This is a genomic window from Streptomyces sp. 11x1 (assembly GCF_032598905.1).
Taxonomy (GTDB): Bacteria; Actinomycetota; Actinomycetes; order Streptomycetales; family Streptomycetaceae; genus Streptomyces.
In genome coordinates this window covers 10,358,939-10,374,636 of sequence record NZ_CP122458.1, presented here as the reverse complement: position 1 = coordinate 10,374,636, position 15,698 = coordinate 10,358,939, and the positions used below count along the sequence as shown (strand labels likewise).

Genomic DNA, 15,698 nt, shown 5'->3' with positions numbered 1-15,698 from the left:
ACGCGGTGCACAGCGCACCCCGGGGGGCGTCGCGACATCGATGTCCTTCTCTACGATCAACGCATGAGTGTGTGGAAGCGGAGTCTGGACGCGGCGGGCATCCGGGAGCCGGGGTTGCGGAAGGACTACGGCGAACAGCGGGACCTGGTGGCGCGTGCCCGGCGCACCTCGTATCTCGCGGCTCGACTGCTGCTGCCACGGCGGATGTTGCCCCACGCCGTGGCAGCGACGGCCGTGATGCACCACGGCGACAATCTGCTCGACACCGGCCCGAAGCCGCGGCGGGTCGCGGCGTGGGCGTCGTGGGAGCAGGAGGTGCGGGGGGCGCTGGACACCGGGACGAGCGACGATCCGCTGATCCGCTCCTTGCTGCACACCACGGCCGAGTATCCGCGGCTGCGGGGGACGGTCGAGGAGTATCTGTCCACCGCCACCACCGACTTGGAGTTCACCGGCTTCGCCACCGAGGCGGACTACCAGGCCTACGTGGACGCCTACTCGCTGCCTGCGTTCATGCTGGTCGCGTCGCTGCTGGGCCCGGAGGCCGACGACGGGCGGTTCCGGGCGGCGTGCCGGACGCTCATGGAGGGCAGCCAGCGGCTGGACTTCGTCAACGACCTGGCCGAGGACCTGCCGGAAGGCCGGCTGGGCATCCCGGCCGAGACGCTGGCCCGCTTCTCGGTCACGGTCGAGGATCTAGTCGCGGGCCAAGAGTCGGCGGGCGTACGGGAGTTGGTGGCGGACCAGATCGAGGCGTCCCGCGTCTGCCTGCGCACCGCCGCCGGACTGACCGCGCTCGGGGAAGGGCCCGGCGGAGTGCTCCTGGACGCGGTCGTCAGGATCGAGCTGCTGACCGCCGACGCGGCGTCCGCCCATGGTGCCCGGCTGTTGTGCGGTCCCGCGTCCCCGCCGGTGGCGGGCACCCTACGGGTGCTGCTGGGCGCTCGCCGACGGGCCCGCGAGGAGCGCGGCAGCGACGCTCCCGGCACCTGAGGCACAGCTGAGGCATGTCTGAGGCGCACCTGAGGCACACCGCTCCCGCCGCCGTCGGTCGCCGGCCCGGTACGTACGAGGTATGACGTGCCGGTGGTACCCCGGTACCAGTGGAGCGCCGAAGTGTCCCCCGCGGTCCCAGGGGCACGGTCGGCCACGCTCGTAGGTTCAAAGGCAGAGGCCGCGGACGGAATCGCGGCCCCTTCCGAGGCGAGCAGGAAGGCCCACTGCCATGATCGAAGCGCGTGAGCTGACGAAGCGGTACGGGGACAGGACGGTGGTCGACCGTCTGAGCTTCACCGTCAGGGCCGGTGAGGTGACCGGGTTCCTGGGACCCAACGGCGCGGGCAAATCCACGACCATGCGCATGATCATCGGACTGGACTCCCCCACCGGGGGCACGGTCACCGTCAACGGACGGTCCTACGCCCGGCACGCAGCGCCGCTGCACGAGATCGGGTCGCTGCTGGAGGCCAAGTCGGTCCATCCCGGCCGGACGGCGGTCAACCATCTGATGGCGCTGGCCCACACCCATGGCATCGGGCGCGGCCGGGTGGACGAGGTGATCGAGCTGGCCGGGCTGACCAGTGTGGCGGGCAAGCGGGTGGGGGCCTTCTCTCTCGGCATGGGGCAGCGGCTGGGCATCGCCGCCGCCCTGCTCGGCGACCCGGCGGTGGTCATGCTCGACGAGCCGGTCAACGGCCTCGACCCGGAGGGCGTGCTGTGGGTGCGCACCCTGTTGCGCCGACTCGCCGACGAGGGACGGGCCGTGATGCTCTCCTCGCACCTGATGAGCGAGACCGCGCTGATCGCCGACCATCTGGTGATCATCGGGCGGGGGCGGCTCCTCGCGGACACCACCGTGGACGACTTCGTGCGGGATGCGGGCGGCGGAGGCGTGAAGGTCGCCACCACCGAGCCGTTGAAGCTGCGCTCGCTGCTGGCCGGCCCGGACGTCACGATCAGCTCCTCCACCAGCGAGGAGTTGCTCGTCTCCGGCCTCGACGCCCGGGAGATCGGGGCGATCGCCGCCCAGCACGGGGTGCCCCTGCACGAACTCACCCCGCAGGCCGTCTCCTTGGAGGAGGCCTTCATGCAACTCACCGCCGACGCCGTCGAATACCAGAGCGCTCCCGCCGAGCCCGCGCGAAAGGCCGCCTGATGACCGCCACCGATCTGTCCGTGGTCCCGGCCCGTACGCGGGTGCACAAGGTGACCGGCCGCCGGGTGCTGCGCTCGGAGTGGGCCAAGTTCTGGTCGCTGCGCTCCAGTTGGATCACCCTCGGGGTGGCCCTGGTGCTGCTGATCCTCTTCGGGGCGATCGCCGGCTACACCTACAGTCCCGGTGTCGTCGACGACGGTCCCCCCGGGCAGCCCTCCGGAGCGGGCGACGCTGTCTCCCTGGCGCTGACCGGGGTGACCTTCGCATCGCTGGCGGTGGGCGTCCTCGGGGTGCTGCTGTCGGCGGGCGAGTACAGCACCGGCATGATCCGCTCCACGCTCACCGCGGTCCCGCGCCGGCTGCCGGTGCTGTGGGCGAAGAGCGCCGTGATCGGTGCGATCGCGCTCGTCCTCGGCACCGTCGGCGCGCTGGCCGCGTTCCAGCTGGGCGTTCCCGGCCTGGACGGCGAGAAGATCTCGCTCTCGCTGGGCGACGACGGCGTACTGCGCGCCCTGGCCGGCGCCGGTGTCTACCTCGGTCTGGTCGCCGTGGCCGGGGTGGCCCTGGGGGTGCTGCTGCGGTCCTCTGCCGGAGCCATCGCCGCCCTGGTCGGCGTCCTGCTCATCCTCCCCGGGCTCGCCACGCTGCTGCCGGACTCCTGGTACGACACGATCACCCCTTACCTCCCCAGCAACGCGGGATCGGCGATCTACGCGCTCACCGGGTCCGCCGATGCCCTTTCACCGGGGCAGGGACTCGCGGTCTTCGCCGGCTGGGTGGCGCTGGCCCTCGCCGGGGCGGCCCACCGACTGGTCCGCCGGGACGCCTGACCTGCCGGGGACCGGCACCCACGCCGCCGGGAGGGCGGACGCCCACCGCAGAAAACCGAGGACAATGAGGACCATGAGTCCGCACCGCGTGACACCCGCCGCGGAGACCACCCCGGGGACCGCGATCCCGCCGTCCCCGGGGCTCGACGCCGCCTGGCACCCGGTCCTGGGCCGGATGCTGCACGGTCGGCGCCGGCGGCAGCTGCTGGACCGGCGGCACCCCTGGCTGCTCGACACGGCGGTGGTGCTGGTCGTGGCGCTGCTCAGTCTGCCGGACCTCCTCCTCGACCACGCCGGCGGCGGCCCCTTCGGGGAGACGCAGTACCGCACCGACCTGCCGGCGGCCGTCCCGTTCCTCTTCGCGGCCGCGCTCGTCGCCCCGCTGTGGTGGCGGCGCCGGGCGCCGGGCGTGACGTTCTTCGTGATCGCGGCCGTCTCACTGGCCCAGTGGTCGCTGGACGTGTGGCAGCAGGCCGGGCTCAGCATGCTCGTCGCCCTGTACAGCCTGGCCCTGCACGGTTCTCTGCGGACGCTGGGCTGGGCGGTCGCCGTGACCGCCGGTGAACTGGCCCTCGCCGTCTGGCTCCTGGGGCAGGTCGAGCATCCGCTGCTCGGGCTCTTCTTCCTGCTGGGCACGGCCACGGCGGCCGTCACCCTCGGCCTCACCCTCCGGATCCGCCGGATGTACCTGGCGACGCTGGAGGAGCGCGCCGCCCGGCTGGAGATCGAACGCGACCAGCGCGTCCGGCTCACCGCCGCCGCCGAGCGGTCCCGGGTGGCCCGGGAGATGCACGACATCCTGGGCCACAACCTCTCGGTCATGGTCGGCGTCGCCGACGGCGCCGCGGTCCTCGCCGCCGGGCGGGGCGAGCGGTCCGCCGAGGCCCTGCGCATCCTCGGCGACACCGGCCGCCAGGCCATGGGCGAACTGCGCCGGGTGCTGGACGTCCTGCGCGAGGGCCAGGACGACGAGCGGCTGCTCGGCCCGCAGCCGGGCATCGCCGACCTGGACGCCCTGCTGGCGCGGGTCCGCGCGGCGGGGCTGCCCGTGACCTACCGGACCGTGGGCGATCTCGACGCGCTGGGCAGCGGCGTGCAGCTCACCGTGTACCGGATCGTGCAGGAGGCCCTGACCAACACCCTCAAGCACGCCGGTACGGGTTCCTCGGCCGAGGTCGGGGTGACCGCCGGGTCCGGCTCCGTGCACGTCCGGGTCGCCGACACAGGGCCGCCGACGGGGAGCCCCGGCCCCGCGGAGCGGGGGCGGGCGGGGGCCGAGGAGCCGGGACACGGGCTGGTCGGCATCCGGCAGCGGGCCGCCCTGTACGGCGGTGCCGTCACCATCGGCCCGCAGGACACCGGCCACGGCTGGATCGTGGACGTCCTGCTGGACGTGGCTCCCGCGCCACCCACTCTGTCGGCCTCAGGAGATCATCTGCCATGACCACCGTGCTGATCGCCGACGACCAGCCCCTGCAGCGGCTCGGCTTCCGCATGCTCCTGCAGGGCACGCCCGGCCTCACCCCGGTCGGGGAGGCCGAGCACGGCGCCGAAGCCGTCCGCCTCGCCGCGGAGCTGCGTCCCGACGTGGTCCTGATGGACATCCGTATGCCCGGTATGGACGGCCTGGAGGCGACCCGCCGGATCGTCGCCGCCGGTGGCCGCACCCGCGTCCTGATCGTGACCACCTTCGACCTCGACGAGTACGCGTACGACGGGCTGCGGGCCGGCGCCAGCGGCTTCCTGCTCAAGGACGCCCGCCCCGAGGAACTCGTCGCCGGCATCCACGCGGTGGCCACCGGGGACGCCGTCGTCGCCCCCAGCCTCACCCGCCGGCTCCTGGACGCCTACGCCCATCAGGTCCTCGCCCCGACCGGCACGCCCCTGCCCCCCGACCCCCGGCTGCGGAGCCTGAGCGAACGCGAGCACGAGGTGCTCGTCGCCATCGGCCAGGGGTGGACCAACACGGAGATCGCCGAACGTCTCGTGCTCACCGAGTCCACCGTGAAGAAACACGTCGGCCGTGTCCTCGCCAAGATCGGTGCCCGGGACCGCGTCCAGGCCGTGATCATGGCCTACGACGCGGGCCTGGTGCGGGCGAAGCCGTAGCCGCATCTCCCTGTGCGGTCGGCGTCGGCCCGGACGGCCCGTCAGTCCCGTGTCGTGCGGCCGAGATGGGTCACCGGACCGGGGTCCGGTACCTCGATCTCGTGGAAGCCCAGGCGGTCGTAGAAGGCGCGCGCCGCTGTGTTGGCGGTGACCATGGTGAGGTGGACCGCCGGGACGCCTCGCTCGCACAGCGCTCGCAGGAAGGTGCGCATGAGGGCCCGGCCGTGGCCCCGGCCCTGCCAGGCGGGGAGGATGTCGATGTGCAGGTGGGCGGGGTACGGCAGGAGTTCGGGCAGGATCATGCGCTCGGGGTCGTGCAGGAGCCGGACGATCGCCGCGTCGGGTGTGTCCGCGCTGTCGGCGGGCATCGGGAAGCGCTCCGCCACCAGGGGCAGCCACTTCGCGCGGAAGTCCGCGACGAAGGCGGGGGTGTCCGCGGTGCCGAGGATGTAGCCGACCGCTCGCCCGCCGCCGTCGTCGAGGACGAAGGCCGACTCCGGTTCCAGGTGGGTGTACGGGGTGGCGAAGGCCGCCGGGAAGACGTCGGGGTCCGCGTGGACGGGACGGCTGTCGCCGCCGTTGTGGGCGGTACGGACGCAGATCTCGTGGACGTCGTCGAGGTCCTCGGGCCGGTACGGGCGGACTGCGGGAGGCGGGGTCATCGCAGCATCCTGCGCGGTGTCGCCCGCCCCCACAACCGCCCGAGCGACAGCGTCTCTTGACGCCACGCACGCTTCCCCGTGCGCCGGTCCGCCCGGCCGACCGCCTCCTCAGCGCGTGTTCGCCGCCCCGAACCACCGGGCGAGCGCGTCGAGCAGGTCCCGCTGGTCCTCGCCGGCCCACGCCACGTGGCCGTCGGGTCGCAGAAGGACCGCGGGCGCGTCCAGGTCCTCGGCGGAGTCGACCACGTGGTCGACGCGGTCCGCCCAGCCCTCCGCCGAGAGCGTGCCGCCGGGGTCGAGCAGCAGACCGCGGCCGTCGTGCATCAGCTCGTACAGCCGCCCGTGCTTCAGCCGCAGGTCCCGCATCCGGCGGCCGAGCAGTTCGTGACCGTCGCCGAGGTCGTAGCGGACGTCGACCCCGGTGATCATCCCGGTCACGTACCGGTTGACCTCATCGAAGTCCATCAGCTTCGACAGCAGCTCCCGCAGCGCGGTCGGCCCCGGCGCGGACCCCAACAGGGTCATCTGCGCCCGGGTGTTGACCAGCACACGGGCGGCGACCGGGTGCCGCTCGGCGTGGTAGCTGTCCAACAACCCCTCCGGCGCCCAGCCGTTGACCTCGGCGGCCAGCTTCCACCCCAGGTTGAAGGCGTCCTGCACACCGAGGTTGAGCCCCTGGCCGCCGGTCGGCGGATGGATGTGCGCCGCGTCGCCGGCCAGCAGCACCCGGCCGACCCGGTAGCGCTCGGCCTGCCGGGTGGCGTCGCCGAACCGGGAGAGCCAGCGCGGTGAGTGGACACCGAAGTCGGTGCCCGCGAAGTCCCGCAGCCGCTGCTTGAACTCGTCCAGGGTGGGCGGGGTCGTACGGTCCTCGGACACCCCGTCGGCAGGTACCAGCACGCGGTAGGCGCCGTTCTCCAGCGGAGCGAGGCCGAACCGCAGTTCGGTCCTGCGCACCTTCTCGACGACCTCGGTGATCGTCGCCGGGTCCTCGGTCGCCCCCATCTCGCCAAGCAAGGTCTCGACCGTGGCGGGCTCGCCGGGGAAACCGACGCCGAGCAGCCTGCGCACCGTGCTGCGGCCCCCGTCGCAGCCGACGAGGTAGCGGGCGCGCAGCCGGGTGCCGTCGGCCAGTTCCGCGGTCACCCCGTCCTCGTCCTGGTCGAGCCCCACCAGTTCGCGGCCGCGCCGAAGGTCGGTGCCGAGTTCCAGCGCGTGTTCCTGAAGGATGCGCTCGGTGACGGGCTGCGGGGTGGCGACGCCGTACGCGTGTGCCGTGTCCAGGCTCTCCGGCCAGGGCTTCATGATGCCGCCGAAGAGTCCGCCGACCCGGAACTTCTCACTGACCGCGAGGAACCTCTCCAGCAGGCCGCGCTGGTCCATCACCTCGACACTGCGCGCGTGCAGGCCCTGTCCCCGGGACTCGCCGGTCGGCGCGGTCAGCCGCTCCAGCACGACCGTCTCCACGCCGGCCAGCCGCAGTTCGCTCGCCAGCATCAACCCGGTCGGTCCGCCCCCGACGACGATGACGTCGATCATCCCAACCCCCATGTGCGCAGATGTGCCGTCGCTTCTCGCTTCGGTCGGCGATTCTGCGGCACGGGGAGGGCCTTGTCGCAAGCCCCCCGGTGCGCTATACGTTGAGACAGGCAAGGAGGACTGGACCTCCTTGCCTTTGCCGTTCTCCTCCGGTTCTCCGGCATCGCCCTCCGGTTCGCGTGAGGGCCCGGGGCGTGCCCACAATGGCGCTGTGCCGGGAACGGAGCGTGCGATGTTCTCCCGGACCGCACGCGGCCCGGGAGCACCGTCAGTCGCTCAGACGACGCCGCAGGAGTTCCTTGCCGAGGTCGGCGCCCCTGCGGCTGTCGGCCTGTGCCTTGCGGAACAGTTCGACGACCTCGGTGTCCTTCTCCCGCTCCGCGTCCTGGATGTACGACTCGAGGCGCAGCACGTTGCTCAGGCATGCCTCCACGTACCAGATCAGGTTGTAGTCCTTGTCGGCGGTACCGGTCACGCGGCCTGTCTCGGCGGTGCTGGTCACGTTCTCCTCCGCCGTTTCGTGGACACGGGGCTCGCGCCCGTCCGGCGCGGCTCCCGAGGCCCCGCACGGGTACCCGGGCCGCCGCCGCGTACACGGCCCCGGCCCGCGTGCCGTCCGGTGAGGTGTCCCGGCGGCGTCCGAGGGCACACGGCTCTCACCACCTAGGGCAGAAGGGCCGGATGACGTGCGTACCGTCGGTGTCGAAGAGGAACTCCTGCTGGTCGATCCGGAGACCGGCGAGCCGCAGGCACGAGCCGCGGCGGTGCTCGCGCGGGTCGCGCTGGAGGGCACGGGTCAGGACGTGTTCGAGAAGGAGCTGCACGACGAGCAGGTGGAGTTCGCGACCCACCCTCAGTCGTCGATGGCCGATCTGGGGGCGGAGATCGTCCGCTGCCGCAAGGACGCGGCCCGACATGCCGAGGGGCTCGGCAGCGCGGTCGTGGCGCTGGCGACGTCGCCGCTGCCGGTGAGTCCGACGATCACCGTGAACAGCCGGTACCGATGGATGGCCCGCGAGTTCGGCCTGCACACGCAGGTGCAGCTGGTCTGCGGCTGCCATGTGCATGTGTCCGTCGAGTCCGACGACGAGGGTGTGGCGGTCCTGGACCGGATGCGGCCGTGGCTGTCCGTGCTGAGGGCCCTGAGCGCGAACTCCCCTTTTTGGCAGGGCCACGACAGCCGATACGCGAGCTATCGCAGCCAGGTCTGGGACATGTGGCCGATGGCCGGGCCGACCGACGTCTTCGGCTCGGCGGAGCGGTACCACCAGTGCGTCACGGACCTGATCGCGACGGGGGTCGTCCGCGACGAGGGCATGATCTACTTCGACGCGCGGCTGTCCCAGCGGTACCCGACCGTCGAGATCCGGGTCGCGGACGTCTGTCTGCACCCCGACACCGCGGTCCTCGTCGCCGCCCTCGCCCGGGGGCTCGTGGAGACCGCCGCCCGTGAGTGGTGGGCCGGTGTGGAGCCGCTCGGGCACAGCGCGGGGCTGCTGCGGCTGGCCACCTGGCGGGCCGCCCGCTCCGGGATCTCCGAGAACCTCCTGGATCCCGTCACGATGCGGCCCCGGCCCGCCGTCGAGGTGATCCGCTCGCTGCTCGACCACGTCGCGGACGCCCTCGCCGACCACGGGGACGCCGACCTGGCCCGGAACGCCGTCGCCGAGCTGACGCGACGCGGCAACGGAGCCCGGGTGCAGCGCGAGGTGATGGCCCGGACGGGCAGCCTGCGCGAGGTCGTCGCGGCCTGCGTACGGCACACCCAGGCCTGACCCCTGCGGCCCCGTCCGTTCCGGCGGCTTCCGGAGCGCGCCGACCCGCTCCCACCTGCGGTCGAGTACCTCGTGCGCGTAGGTCGTCGAGGACGGGGTAATGCGTGCAACACATACGGCGGAACCGTCCGCCGACGTCTACGACCGTCCGGATCGCGACCGGAGCCGGAGGAGCCCGAACATGAGCGCGTGGAGCCCGGATCACACCGAGCGGCGGCCGCCGGGTCCGGCGGTGCGCTCAACGGCCGGGCTGCCCGATCTCGTGCACGCCGGTATGTACGCGGTGGACGGCAACGGCCTCGTCGTCGCGGTGAACCCCCGGGCCGAGGAACTGCTCCGCCGCCCGGCCGACGGACTCGTCGGACGGGACGCCCACGAACTGCTGCACCGGGACCAGCTCGGGCACACGATGCCGCGGGCGACCTGCACGATGATGCAGGCGTTCCTCAGTGGCCGCACCGGCGGCGGGGACCGGGAGTGGTTCCTGCGCGGCGACGGCACACTGCTGCCGGTCACGTGGCTGGTCACCCCGTGCCGGCTCGACGGGGCCGCGACCGGCGCGGTGGTGCTCTTCCACGAGGGCGCCCCGGAGAGCGACGTCGTCCCGGACGGCGAGCCGGCGACGCTGTCGCAGCTGGACCGGCTGGCGCTGCTCGCCGAGACGACGACCCGGCTGAGCTCGACCCTGGACGCCGAGGAGGCGGTCGCCCGCCTGGTGCGGCTGGTGGTGCCGCGGCTGGCGGACTGGGCCGTCGTGGACCTGATCACCGAGAGCGACGACGTCTGGCGGTCCACGGTGGCGACCCACCGCGACGGCGTGGTGGTGCGGCGCGAGGAGTTGGAGGGCCCGCTCCCGCCGGTGCACGAGGAGTCGCTCATGCCGCTGTCCCGGGCGCTGCGCGGGGCGGCGTCGACCCTGGCCGGGCCGGAGACCTACCAGGGGCCGGCGGACTCGGGGATCACGGTCGCCCAGCAGAGGCTGTTCAAGGAGGCGGGGCTGCGCTCGGCGGCCATCGCGCCCATCCGGGGGCCGCGCGCCGTGCTCGGCGCTCTCACGCTCGGTCTGAGCGAGCGGCCGGGGACCTTCACCGACGCCGAACTGTCCCTGCTGGACGACATCGCCCGCCGGGCGGGGCTGGCGCTGGAGAACGCGCGCCTGTACCAGCGGCAGCGGCACATCGCGGAGACCATGCAGCGCCATCTGCTGCCCCAGATGCCGGAGGTGCCGGGGCTGCGGATGGCCGCCCGCTACGAGTCGGCGTCGAAGTCCTCCCAGGTCGGCGGCGACTGGTACGACGTGTTCACGCTGTCCGACGGGTCCACGGCGGTGGCGATCGGGGACGTGGTGGGACACAACATAGACGCGGCGGCCGGGATGGCCCAGGTCCGCAACATGCTCCGGGCCTACGCGTGGGCGCTGGAGGAGCCGCCGAGCCTGATCGTGGAGCGGCTGGACCGGGCCGTGGTGAACGTGACCGAGGCGTCCATGGCAACGCTGATCTTCTGCAGGGTCGAACGGGACGACGACGCGTGGGCCCTGCGGTGGACCAACGCGGGGCACCCGCCGCCGCTGCTGATCACCCACGACGGCAGGTCCCGGTTCCTGGACGAGGAGCACGACCATCTGCTGGGTACGGGGCTGACCCGGGCACGCACCGACACGCTCACCCCGCTGCCGCCGAAGTCCACGCTGGTGCTGTACACAGACGGTCTGATCGAATCCCCCGGGCACACGCTCGACAGGGGCCTGGCCCGGCTGCGCCAGCACGCGGCGGCTCTCGTCCACCGGCCCCTGCACGTCTTCTGCGACCTTCTGCTGGAGCGCGCGCGTCCTGTCGACAACGACGACGACGTCGCCCTGCTGGTCTTCCGGACACCGGCCGAGGACGGTGAGGCGGGTGACCGGTAGAACGCCGACGCGGGCCGGGGGCTCCGGAAGGCCACGGTCTTCCCCAAGGCCCCACACATCCCTACGCTTTCGCACGCGTAGCAGCTCTCCGCACGGGAAACACGAGCGTCGGAGGGGAACGCGCCATCGCGTCCGCCTCAAGCAGCCGAGCCGGGGACGACGAGATGTCAACAGAGCCACGTAGGGACGACAAACTGCCTGCCGAGGAGATTTACGACAGCCACGCCGCCTTCGACGGAGAACTCGGCGACGTGACGGGGGCGCGCACGGCCGCTGAGGGGTTCCTGGGCGTCCTCTCGCGCACGTCGCCGCCGGCCGCTGCCGAGCACTGGGACGACATCCTGCTGGTGGTCACGGAACTGGCCGCCAACGCGGTGCAGTACGCCCCGGGGCGGTTCGAGCTGACGATGCGGCGCACCCTCGACGGGGTGCATGTGACGCTGGGGGACACGAGCACGACGTCGCCCGCGCCGCGCCCCTTCAGCCCCAGCCAGGGCGGCGGCGGAATCGGCTGGTATCTGATCCAGACGCTGTGCGAGGAGGTGAGTGTGGTGGTGCACGACCACGGCAAGGACGTCCACGTCTTCCTGCCGTGGTGAAGGCCCTGGTGAAAGCCCCGGCGACGGGCCCGTGAGAGCCGCGCGAGGCCTCAGGTCAGCGGCACCAGCACGCTGATGGTCTTGCCGCCGGACGCGCAGCGCTCGACGTCGACCCTGCTGGAGAGGCGGTTGATCAGCGGCCACCCGTAGCCGTTGCCCTCGTGGGCGCGGGGCAGCGCGCCGGGCCCGTGGAGACCCACGGGCACGGCGGCGCTGTAGTCGCGGACGCTGAGCCGCACACCCTCAGGCGTGAGGGCGACGTCGAACCCGGCGATCCCGCCGCCGTGCCGGACCGCGTTGGTGACCAGCTCGGAGACGACGAGAATGAGATCGATCATCGACTGCTCGGTCGGTGGTCCCGCCGGGGAACGCCACCGCTCCCCCACGAACGCCCGTACGTGGCGGCGGGCGGCCGCGGCGGTGGTGATCGCGATCGGCGGCCGCGGCGGCCGGGCGTCGGGCCCCGCCGCTTCCGCGGGAGCGGGGTCGTGGTGCACGAGCGGGCGGCGTTCCATCGATGTCATGGCAGGTACGGGGTCGACGACTCGGGACAGTTGGGTCCATCACTGTTCATGAAGCGCCACATACCCGCTCCCGCCCGGACCATGGCTGCCGAGATCTCCCGGGAGTGTCGTCCCGGTCCCGCACAGCTCCGCGGTCGTGGTCGCCTGCGCGGCGGCGAGCTGCGTGCGTGCCGCGTCCAGGGCCCGGCGGACGTCGCGGGTGCCCGTGGACACGCACAACGTGTATGCCAGGTCCTGCGCGCGGCGGACGCTCTGCGGATCGCCTCGATCGCCCTGGTGGGCGACGACCGACTCGTACTCCTCGACGAGCCGGCGCAGGGTCGCGGGGTGGGGCGTCAGCATCTGTGTCGCTCCTGGGGGTTGTCAGACGGTGGGCGTGGTGCGGCCGAGGGCCTCTTCGCGGACGCGCGCGCAGCTGCGGCTGATGAGGCGGGAGACGTGCATCTGGGAGATGCCGAGACGGTCGGCGATGCGGTTCTGGGTCATGTCCTCGAAGAAGCGCATGTAGAGGATGGCCCGCTCGCGTTCGGGCAGCCGGCGCAGCCCTTCCTTGACCGACTCGCGGTCCACGACGGTGTCGTACGCCGCGTCGGGGGCGCCGAGGGTGTCGGCGAGGCTGTACCCGTCGTCGCCGGATGTCATCTCGGCGTCCAGGGAGAGCGCGCTGAAGCTGTCGAGCGCCTCCATCCCGGCGTGGACCTCTTCCTCGGTGAGCCCGGCGAGGGCGGCGATGTCGGCGACGGAGGGCTCGGCGGCACCGCCGGAGGTCTGGCTGAGTTCACGCCGCGCCACGCGCACCTTGTTGCGGAGGTCCTGCACCCGCCGGGGGACGCGCAGCGTCCACATCCGGTCGCGGAAGTGCCGCTTGATCTCTCCGGTGATGGTGGGCACGGCGTAGCTCTCGAACGCCCCCCGGTCGGGCTCGTAGCGGTCGACCGCCTTGACCAGGCCCATCGCGGCGACCTGGCGCAGGTCCTCCAGCGACTCGCCGCGGTTGCGAAAACGGCCGGCGATGCGGTGGGCCATGGGCAGCCAGGCCCGGACGAGTTCGTCCCGGACGTGGTCGCGTTCGGGTCCCTCGTCCATCGTCGCGAGCCGGGCGAACGCGGTGGCGGTGTCGGGGGCGTCGTCGTGCGTCCTCCTGTCGGGGGTGCCAGGACGAACGGAGGTGCCTGAGCCGTTTGCGGACACATTGACCAGCATGGGAAATCGCTCCTGAACGACGCTTTCAGGGACTTCGCGGCGGGGAACGGTGGCGGGCGACCGAGGCCCGTGCGCGGAACACCGCTTCCGCCGGCGCGCCTCCCGTACGGAGGCGTGGAACTCCGATTGCCCCGCGACCCGGCAGGCAAACAACGGTCCGCGCATTCTTGGTGACGGATCGCCAGACCCGGTGAGGCGTGCCACTCGGGTCGGCGGCGACTTCTGGCCAGAGTGGGGAGCGACACGGTCCCTTTGCCGAATGAGGGGGACTGAGATGCGCTTCGCGGGGCAAGCGTGGGATGGCAACAAGGCTTCGGGCGAGAGGGGTGGACAGCATGGCAGCCGTGACGGCACGTACTACGGCCGCGGCACGGGGGAGGGTCATGACGGACGGGGTCGACCTGCCCCTGATCGAGGACCCGTCCCAGGTACGGCCGAAGGACGCGCGGGAGATGTCCCGGCAGTTCTTCGACCGCTTGGCCATGTTGGACGAGGGCACGCACACCTACCAATACGTACGCAACACGCTCATCGAGATGAACCTCTCGCTCGTGCGGTACGCGGCCTCGCGCTTCCGTGGGCGCGAGGACTCGCTGGAGGAAATCGTCCAGGTCGGGACCATCGGGCTGATCAAGGCCATCGACCGGTTCGAGCTGTCCCGGGAGGTGGAGTTCACCACCTTCGCCGTGCCGTACATCGTCGGCGAGATCAAGCGGTTCTTCCGGGACACCAGCTGGGCGGTGCATGTGCCGCGGCGGTTGCAGGAGGCGCGGGTGGAGCTGGCCCGCGCGACGGACGAGTTGCAGTCCCGCCTGGACCGGATGCCGACGACGCGTGAGCTGTCGGAGCTGATGTCGCTGTCCGAGGAGGAGGTCATCGAGGCGCGCAAGGCGTCCAACGGCTACAACACCTCCTCGCTCGACGCGGCGCTCACCTCCGACGGCGGCGAGGACAGTGACACCGTGCTGGGGGACCTCATCGGCGAGGAGGACCATTCCCTGCAACTCGTCGAGGACTTCCACTCGCTGGCGCCGTTGATCGCCGAACTCGACGACCGTGAGCGGCGGATCCTGCATCTGCGGTTCGTGGAGGAGCAGACCCAGTCACAGATCGCCGAGCAGCTCGGGGTGTCGCAGATGCATGTGTCCCGGCTGATCAGCCGCATCATCAAGCGGCTGCGCGCGGGGTTGCTGGAACCCGGAGTCGCCTGATCGGGGCCCGTGTGCCCGCACGATTCGCGGGTATGCGCACGGGCGCATCGCCGGGCGATGCGTCGAATCCGTGAATCGGGGCAACCGTCCCGATCGGTCCACGCCTTGGAGGTTCTCGTGTCCGTTGCCCACAACCCCCTGTCGATCAAGGTCGACCTGCCCCGCGACGACGCCGTGCTGCTCACGATCGAAGGGGAACTGGACATCGACACGGCGACCGAGCTGCAGCATCATCTGGCGAACCAACTGCGGCACGGTCGACGGCACTTCCTGCTGGACGTGTCGGCCGTCCCCTTCATGGACTCATCCGGTATGAACATCATTCTGCGCACGTATCAAGAGGTGCGCCGGATCCCGGGTGGGGTGTATGTGATCGCCCCGGCTCCGGCGGTGCGACGCATACTCGATCTCACCGGTGTCAGCCTCACCGTGTCCACGATGGACAGCGTGGACGAGGCGCTGGCCGCCGTGGACTCCGGACAGGTCGCCCCGCATCCGGACGAGCCGCCGGCTCAGGAATGAACCCGCCGCCCGTCAACGCGCCGACGGGCAGCACCGCTTGGCATCTTCGTCGGCGAGGCGGCACACACTCATGGCCAATGGTTGTCGTTTGACAACTATGGCCGGAAGGCAACAGAGTGACCCGGGGGCCGAGAGTGGGAAGGGTTGGGATGAGGCTGTCGAACCGGGACCGGGTCGGCGGCGGTCAGGCGCTCCGCGCGTCGGTGGCGTCGCCCTCGTGGATCTGTGCCGCCGCGGCGTCGCAGAACGCCTCCAGCCCCTCCACCAGAGCGGTCCGCTTGGCGGCCGGCATCTGCTCCAGCACGGACCGCAGGGCGCGTTCGCGCCGTGCGCGCAGGTCCACGAGGTACGAGCGCCCGCGCCGGCTCAGCCGCAGACACAGCTCGCGCCTGCTGGCGGTACTGGCGTGCCGCTCGACGAAGCCCACCGCCTCCAGCCGGTCGCACAGTCGGCTGGTGGAGGGCGGCGTCGAGCCGAGGGCGTCGGCGAGCATCCGCAGGTTGATGCCGTCGTTGTGCTCCAGGATGAACAGCAGGCGGAGCTGCGAGGCGGACACGGGTGCCGTCGAGGCGCGTCCCCACACGACCTCCAGCAGCTCTGCCGCCTCGGAGGTCACACGCGCCACCTCGTCCGGCCGCGGATGGGAGGAGGAAGTCACGC

17 protein-coding genes are annotated in these 15,698 nt (G+C 72.0%); 10 read left to right on the top strand and 7 right to left on the bottom strand.

All coding sequences use genetic code 11. The features are described 5' to 3' along the window. Positions 1 to 63: 63 nt before the first annotated feature. The 5 genes from P8T65_RS45655 to P8T65_RS45635 all read left to right on the top strand — a co-directional run bounded on the left by P8T65_RS45655 (position 64) and on the right by P8T65_RS45635 (position 5,094). Complete coding sequence (locus P8T65_RS45655) at positions 64 to 993, top strand: squalene/phytoene synthase family protein (protein ID WP_316731309.1); 930 nt, start codon at positions 64 to 66, stop codon at positions 991 to 993. Positions 994 to 1,225: 232 nt separating this feature from the next. Next, complete coding sequence (locus tag P8T65_RS45650) at positions 1,226 to 2,155, top strand: ATP-binding cassette domain-containing protein (protein WP_316731308.1); 930 nt, start codon at positions 1,226 to 1,228, stop codon at positions 2,153 to 2,155. Then, on the top strand, positions 2,155 to 2,985 hold the full coding sequence (locus P8T65_RS45645; RefSeq protein WP_316731306.1) for an ABC transporter permease: 831 nt from the start codon (positions 2,155 to 2,157) through the stop codon (positions 2,983 to 2,985). Before P8T65_RS45650 ends, P8T65_RS45645 begins: the two co-directional genes overlap by 1 nt. 73 nt (positions 2,986 to 3,058) lie before the next feature. Beyond that, positions 3,059 to 4,429: a histidine kinase gene (locus P8T65_RS45640; protein WP_316731305.1), complete on the top strand. Its 1,371-nt coding sequence runs from the start codon at positions 3,059 to 3,061 to the stop codon at positions 4,427 to 4,429. After that, positions 4,426 to 5,094 carry a response regulator transcription factor gene (locus tag P8T65_RS45635; protein WP_316731304.1) on the top strand — a complete coding sequence of 223 codons (669 nt, stop codon included), beginning with the start codon at positions 4,426 to 4,428 and terminating at the stop codon, positions 5,092 to 5,094. The genes P8T65_RS45640 and P8T65_RS45635 overlap by 4 nt, the downstream gene beginning before the upstream one ends. A 41-nt stretch (positions 5,095 to 5,135) precedes the next feature. On the opposite strand, the gene P8T65_RS45630 is transcribed toward P8T65_RS45635, so the two are convergent. The 3 genes from P8T65_RS45630 to P8T65_RS45620 all read right to left on the bottom strand — a co-directional run bounded on the left by P8T65_RS45630 (position 5,136) and on the right by P8T65_RS45620 (position 7,797). Further along, positions 5,136 to 5,756: a GNAT family N-acetyltransferase gene (locus P8T65_RS45630; protein ID WP_316731303.1), complete on the bottom strand. Its 621-nt coding sequence runs from the start codon at positions 5,754 to 5,756 to the stop codon at positions 5,136 to 5,138. Between the two features lie 108 nt (positions 5,757 to 5,864). After that, positions 5,865 to 7,295 (bottom strand): rifampin monooxygenase, encoded by a 1,431-nt coding sequence (gene rox, locus P8T65_RS45625; protein ID WP_316731302.1) that lies wholly within the window; start codon positions 7,293 to 7,295, stop codon positions 5,865 to 5,867. A gap of 268 nt (positions 7,296 to 7,563) precedes the next feature. Beyond that, entirely contained in the window at positions 7,564 to 7,797 is a 234-nt protein-coding gene (locus P8T65_RS45620) for a hypothetical protein (protein ID WP_316731301.1), read from the bottom strand. Between the two features lie 184 nt (positions 7,798 to 7,981). Here P8T65_RS45620 and P8T65_RS45615 point away from each other — a divergent pair, with 184 nt between their 5' ends. The 3 genes from P8T65_RS45615 to P8T65_RS45605 all read left to right on the top strand — a co-directional run bounded on the left by P8T65_RS45615 (position 7,982) and on the right by P8T65_RS45605 (position 11,578). Continuing rightward, positions 7,982 to 9,070 carry a glutamate--cysteine ligase gene (locus P8T65_RS45615; protein ID WP_316731300.1) on the top strand — a complete coding sequence of 363 codons (1,089 nt, stop codon included), beginning with the start codon at positions 7,982 to 7,984 and terminating at the stop codon, positions 9,068 to 9,070. A gap of 181 nt (positions 9,071 to 9,251) precedes the next feature. Beyond that, positions 9,252 to 10,979 (top strand): SpoIIE family protein phosphatase, encoded by a 1,728-nt coding sequence (locus P8T65_RS45610; RefSeq protein WP_316731299.1) that lies wholly within the window; start codon positions 9,252 to 9,254, stop codon positions 10,977 to 10,979. A gap of 164 nt (positions 10,980 to 11,143) precedes the next feature. Next, positions 11,144 to 11,578, top strand: a complete 435-nt coding sequence (locus P8T65_RS45605; protein ID WP_316731298.1) for an ATP-binding protein — start codon at positions 11,144 to 11,146, stop codon at positions 11,576 to 11,578. A 50-nt stretch (positions 11,579 to 11,628) separates the two neighbouring features. Here P8T65_RS45605 and P8T65_RS45600 read toward each other — a convergent pair whose 3' ends face one another. From P8T65_RS45600 to P8T65_RS45590, 3 genes are read right to left on the bottom strand one after another with little or no spacing between them, the layout of a single operon-like run. After that, the gene (locus P8T65_RS45600) at positions 11,629 to 12,102 is read right to left on the bottom strand and encodes an ATP-binding protein (RefSeq protein WP_316731297.1); all 474 of its coding nucleotides are present in this window, start codon (positions 12,100 to 12,102) and stop codon (positions 11,629 to 11,631) included. 39 nt (positions 12,103 to 12,141) lie between these two features. After that, positions 12,142 to 12,444, bottom strand: coding sequence for a DUF5133 domain-containing protein (locus P8T65_RS45595; protein WP_316731296.1), 303 nt, complete (start codon positions 12,442 to 12,444; stop codon positions 12,142 to 12,144). A 21-nt stretch (positions 12,445 to 12,465) separates the two neighbouring features. After that, the gene (locus tag P8T65_RS45590; RefSeq protein ID WP_316731295.1) at positions 12,466 to 13,305 is read right to left on the bottom strand and encodes a SigB/SigF/SigG family RNA polymerase sigma factor; all 840 of its coding nucleotides are present in this window, start codon (positions 13,303 to 13,305) and stop codon (positions 12,466 to 12,468) included. A gap of 383 nt (positions 13,306 to 13,688) precedes the next feature. On the opposite strand from P8T65_RS45590, the gene P8T65_RS45585 reads away from it, so the two are divergent. Both P8T65_RS45585 and P8T65_RS45580 read left to right on the top strand, forming a co-directional pair. Next, positions 13,689 to 14,516, top strand: a complete 828-nt coding sequence (locus P8T65_RS45585) for an RNA polymerase sigma factor SigF (RefSeq protein WP_316731294.1) — start codon at positions 13,689 to 13,691, stop codon at positions 14,514 to 14,516. A 117-nt stretch (positions 14,517 to 14,633) separates the two neighbouring features. Further along, entirely contained in the window at positions 14,634 to 15,038 is a 405-nt protein-coding gene (locus P8T65_RS45580; protein WP_316731293.1) for an STAS domain-containing protein, read from the top strand. A 184-nt stretch (positions 15,039 to 15,222) separates the two neighbouring features. Here the strand turns inward: P8T65_RS45580 and P8T65_RS45575 are convergent, their stop codons facing one another. Beyond that, positions 15,223 to 15,696, bottom strand: a complete 474-nt coding sequence (locus P8T65_RS45575; protein ID WP_316731292.1) for a MarR family transcriptional regulator — start codon at positions 15,694 to 15,696, stop codon at positions 15,223 to 15,225. Between the last annotated feature and the right edge of the window lie 2 nt (positions 15,697 to 15,698).